The following is a 3482-nucleotide window of genomic DNA, read 5'->3' as shown; positions in this document are numbered from 1 at the left end:
CCGCTGTGCATTCCGGAGGACGTTCACCGCTCCTGCGTGCGAGCAGCCCGAGACGATGACGAGACCCTTGCCCTTGACGTTGACGATCAGGTTCTGGTCGTCCCAGATCATCGGGTCGGGTTCCCAGCCGGTATCCGCGTGGGCGTAGTGGATTGGGAAGCCCTGCTCGTACGGCGTGTTGCGCTCGACCTGTCCGGAGACGAGGACGGTCGAGTCGAGAAGCAACGTCTGTCCAGGTTCCTCGATCACCTCGGCGCCCTCGGCCTCCAGGTCGGATCGACTCGGCGGCGGAAGTCGCACTTCGTTCCCTGTCGGAAAGACGATCTTGCGTTCTTTCCAGGCTTCCGGGTGGATGACGAGCGGGAGCCGCCGCCGCTCGTACCGCTGGAACAGCGCTTCGAGTCCGCCGTGATGGTCTGCGTGCCCGTGCGAAATGACCAGCGCACGCAGGTCTCTGACTCGAACCTCAAGAACGTCGAGGTTGCGGGCCAATGCGGCCGGCGTCAGCCCGCCGTCGTAAAGCATGGAGCTGCGTCGCCCGTCGGACTCGACCGTGACCAAGGCCGAGAAGCCATGCTCTGCGACCAACTGATCCCGATCGCCGAAATCACCGACGACGTGCCGGCGGACATCCTCCGCATCTGCCATCAACAGATCGACGAAGTTGTCGACCACGATCGTGACCTCCGCACGATCGACGGGCTCAAGCTCGATCACCCGTTCCACTCCGAAGCCCACGACCCGCTCACGCTACTCCGATGCTGAGCGCGCCGTCGTCAGGGGTCATTCCGGACCACTGGCCCAGGCGCGTTTCATGTCACCCGCGGAAGGTCTAACGTTCGCCTTGATGCGGACTCTGGTTGTCGTCGCGGCGTTGATCGCAGCGTCAGCGGTGGCCGCGTCAGCGGGTGCAGCGCGGCAGGAGGCGGGCAGTGCCTGTTCTCTGAGCGCGCTGAGACTCAAGATCGGGGGTCTGGTCTCGGAGAAGACCGGCGGGCAGGCGACTTTGCCCTTGGTCCTCACGAGCCGCGCGGCCACACCGTGCGTATTGGACGGCTATCCATCCATCGCCCTCTTTGACCGGCACGGGCACCTGCTCCCCTTTGCGTACCGGCACAACGGCGACCAGATGATCACCGGCGCTCTCCCGAAGCTCGTGCAGATGCAGCGCGGCACGTCCGCGTACATCGGGCTGAACAAGATCGGATGCCAGGTCTACACCACGCGCAACGCCCGCATGCTGCGGATCGCTCTGCCCGGCAGCAGCGAGACAAGGACTCTCCGCCTCCAGCACTACCCGATCCTGAATTACTGCGGACGAGGATTCTTCAGCCGCGTCGCCGTCTCCCCGTTCGAGCGACGACCCGGAGGCTGGGCTTGCGTCGCTCAGAACTCCTGCGTGCGTCGCAAGTAGCGGAGGGCCCGTCTAGCCGGCGATCACGTACCGCGGCCCGGCGCGGAGGCAGCGCGCGAGCGCGCGAGGCCCTGCCCTGTCGAGGGTCACCTTGCCGGTGTAGTGGAAGGTGATCGTCCACCGCTTCCGGTTCTTCGTGGCCGTCAGCTCGGACGGGAAGTTCTGCGCACGGTCGACCGTCGCGGTGTGGGTCACCGACTGCACTCTCCAGCCGTGCCGGCGTAGGACACAGCTCTGCACGTCGCGAGGCAGGGGCGGGGCGAGGTCGATGTTGAGGAGCTGGTGTAGCCGCCGAAGCAGGTCGGCACCGATCAGCGGCGGCGTCCTCCGACCGTGCACGGTCAGTTGGACGGGGTTGCACGGTGTGGATTCTCCGCGGCCGAGCGTGTCGGGGACGGTGGCGTGGGCGAGCAGTTCGCCGTTGGCTGCGCGGAATCTCAGCGTGACTGTCGGGCCGCCGAAGAAGTCGGCGAAACAGGCGATGTGCTCGGCGTCGGCCAGGCCGAGCCCGTTGATGAGCGAGACGATCGAGCCGACCGCGTAGGGCTCGCGGACGTGCACGAGCACGTTCGGAGCGTGGTGTCCGACTCTGCTCACGACGTCGATCCGCTTCACGGCTCGTGACAGCGGAGCGCTGCGCGGGGTGTGGATCCAGGCGTCCCCGGCCTGCGCGATGACGGCCGTCCCTCCACCTGACAGCGCGATCATCTCAGCGTTCAGCCATCGGCCCCAGACGCGGCCAGGGACCGGCGGGAACGCATACGACCCGATCCGGTGAAATTGGATCCCGTTGTTCTTCCCCCGGAAGGGCGCCTCGGGCCGTGGCCTCGGGTGGGCGTGCGTCTGGACGAATCGGACCACCCGGTCGAGCGGCTCGTGCACGATCCAGATCCGGTGGGTGACCGCGGTGCCCGGCAGAAACCGCGGTCTGGTCAATTCGTTCCTGAACCGGGACGGCGCGCTCCTCGGCACCTTGGCGACGAGATGGGCGCCGTGCGGAAGCACAAGGATCCGCATCAGCTTCTGCACGTCCTCGTGCGCGAAGCTGCGGTTCGACGCCGTGGAGAAGCGCAGCGCCGTCGGAGAGGGCGGAACCGGACGGACGAGCCGTGTAAACGATCCGATGGTGACGACGTGAGCCGTGCTCCCACAAGCTGAGAGCAGCAAGGCTGCGGCGAGGAGGATCGTTGGGCGCTTCAAGTCCGGCCTTTATACGGCACTACGCCGCAAATCGTCACCTGGCCATGTCAAGAAGCGCCCAGATCTACCGGTACCCCCGGGTGCGGCCGTATTCCTCAGCGATGTAGAGAGGCACGGCCCTCGACCACGCTTCCTCGACGAGGTCTCGCATCTCATCGGCGTCGATCGCCTCGAGGCGAACGTGGATCCAGTTGAACCGCATGTCGCTCTGGCTCGGTAGCTGGAACTTGTGGGGCTCCGCCTCGACGGCGGCCTGTCGCATCTCCCTCGGGAAGCCGCACCCCATTCGCTCACCGTCCTTGGACAGCGCGAGCCACACGATCTGCCCGACCCGGAACTTGATCTGACCGTGCGCGAACACCTCGTAGCTGCGAGGAAGTGTCTGCGCTATCGCACGGATCTCGTCAGGGGTGACCACCGCGCCGTCCGTCGAGGATAGGGGATGTGACGATTCCGGCAGCCCGCCCGGCGGGCTAGGCAGGTGCGTAGGTCGCGATGATGGTGCCCGTGGTGGTCACCGAGTGATCGACGAGCCGTAGTGGCTGAAGCGCACCGTCCTGCGGGAAGATCCGCTTTCCACCGCCTACGAGAACCGGATCGATCATCAGGCGGAACTCGTCGACGAGGTCCTGCTGGATTAGCGACTGCACGAGCACGGTGCTGCCGATCACGAGCAGGTCGCCCCCGTCCTCGTCCTTGAGGGCGGCGATCGCGTCCGGGAGAGGGTCCTGCAGCAGGCTCGAGTTCTGCCACTCCAGCGGCTCCGTGAGCGTCCTCGACGCCACATGCTTCGGCTTCGTGTTCATGGGCTCCGCGAACGCCTGAGTGGCCTCGGGAGCGTTCGGCCAGTAGGCGGCGAAGAACTCGT

General features: G+C 66.3%; 5 protein-coding genes. 1 reads left to right on the top strand and 4 read right to left on the bottom strand.

The window, feature by feature from the left end:
* A partial coding sequence (locus ACTHLI_RS06400) for an MBL fold metallo-hydrolase (protein WP_440182311.1) occupies positions 1–738 on the bottom strand: 738 nt, incomplete at its 3' end.
* Between the two features lie 76 nt (positions 739–814).
* On the opposite strand from ACTHLI_RS06400, the gene ACTHLI_RS06395 reads away from it, so the two are divergent.
* Positions 815–1414, top strand: a complete 600-nt coding sequence (locus ACTHLI_RS06395; RefSeq protein WP_440182310.1) for a DUF4232 domain-containing protein — start codon at positions 815–817, stop codon at positions 1412–1414.
* 12 nt (positions 1415–1426) lie between these two features.
* Here ACTHLI_RS06395 and ACTHLI_RS06390 read toward each other — a convergent pair whose 3' ends face one another.
* The 3 genes from ACTHLI_RS06390 to ACTHLI_RS06380 all read right to left on the bottom strand — a co-directional run.
* The gene (locus ACTHLI_RS06390) at positions 1427–2011 is read right to left on the bottom strand and encodes a hypothetical protein (RefSeq protein ID WP_440182309.1); all 585 of its coding nucleotides are present in this window, start codon (positions 2009–2011) and stop codon (positions 1427–1429) included.
* A gap of 667 nt (positions 2012–2678) precedes the next feature.
* The gene (locus tag ACTHLI_RS06385) at positions 2679–3032 is read right to left on the bottom strand and encodes an MmcQ/YjbR family DNA-binding protein (protein WP_440182308.1); all 354 of its coding nucleotides are present in this window, start codon (positions 3030–3032) and stop codon (positions 2679–2681) included.
* Between the two features lie 55 nt (positions 3033–3087).
* A partial coding sequence (locus ACTHLI_RS06380; protein ID WP_440182307.1) for a dihydrofolate reductase family protein occupies positions 3088–3482 on the bottom strand: 395 nt, incomplete at its 5' end.

The sequence above is a fragment of the Amnibacterium sp. genome (assembly GCF_051956055.1).
Classification (GTDB): domain Bacteria; phylum Actinomycetota; class Actinomycetes; order Actinomycetales; family Microbacteriaceae; genus Amnibacterium.
Note: the sequence above shows the minus strand (reverse complement) of the source record. Positions and strands in the feature narration are given on the sequence as shown.